Source organism: Gordonia hydrophobica NBRC 16057 (assembly GCF_001592365.1).
In the GTDB taxonomy this organism is placed as follows: Bacteria; Actinomycetota; Actinomycetes; order Mycobacteriales; family Mycobacteriaceae; genus Gordonia; species Gordonia hydrophobica.
Window position 1 is genome coordinate 1 of sequence record NZ_BCWU01000037.1, and the last position, 928, is coordinate 928.

At 66.4% G+C, this 928-nt stretch carries 1 protein-coding gene; it reads right to left on the reverse strand.

The genetic code is table 11. The features are described 5' to 3' along the window. Positions 1-928, reverse strand: a 928-nt coding sequence (locus GH2_RS21115; RefSeq protein WP_157086198.1) for an ATP-binding cassette domain-containing protein, incomplete at both ends; no start/stop codon positions are given.

Below are 928 nucleotides of genomic sequence, written 5' to 3' on the forward strand. Positions count from 1 at the left end.
GCGGGGTGGTCGCGGTGTGGGGGTGGCGTTGTCGGTAGTGGTTCCAGGCGTGGTCGGGTTGGTCGGCGACGTAGGCGAAGATCTCGGCCCAGTCGGTGGTGCCCATCTCGGTCGCGACGTCGCCGGGCGCACCGCAGAAACTGGTCTTGCCGCCCGGCGCCAACAGCAGCACCTGATCGCACAGACTCAGATACGCCACCGAGTGCGTGACCACCAACACCACACGGCCGGCATCGGCCAGCCGCCGCAGCGTCTTCATCACCTGCTGATCCAAGGCCGGATCCAGACCGGAGGTCGGCTCATCGAGAATCAACAACGACGGACCGGTCAGCAACTCCATCGCCACTGACGCACGCTTGCGCTGCCCACCGGAGAGCTTGTCCACCCGAGTGTCGACATGCTCGGTCAACTGCAACTCTGACAGCACCCCGTCGATCACCGAGTCCCGGTCACCGGTGGACAGATCGGCGGGCAACCGGAGCTCGGCGGCATACCGCAGCGCCTGACGCAGCGTCAGCTTGTGATGCAACACATCGTCCTGCGGGACCATCCCGATCCGCGAACGCAACGCCTCGTACTCGTCATGGACGCCGCGGTCCTCGAACGTCACCACCCCGACGGTCGGCGTGGTCAACCCCGCGACGAGTTTCGACACCGTCGACTTGCCCGCACCCGATGGCCCGATGATCGCCGTCAACGTCCCCGGCGCCGCAGCAAACGACACCTCATTCACCAGCGTCTTACCACCATCGACCGTCAACGACAGCCCCTGAACCTGCAACCCGCCGGCCACCTGCGCCTGCGGCCGACCCCGAACCAGGACGCCGTCGTCGACGCTGAAGTCGGAGTTGCCGATCGTGACGACATCGCCCTCGCTGAGGCGGTGCGCCATCACGCGCTGACCGTTCACGAAGGTGCCGTTGACGCT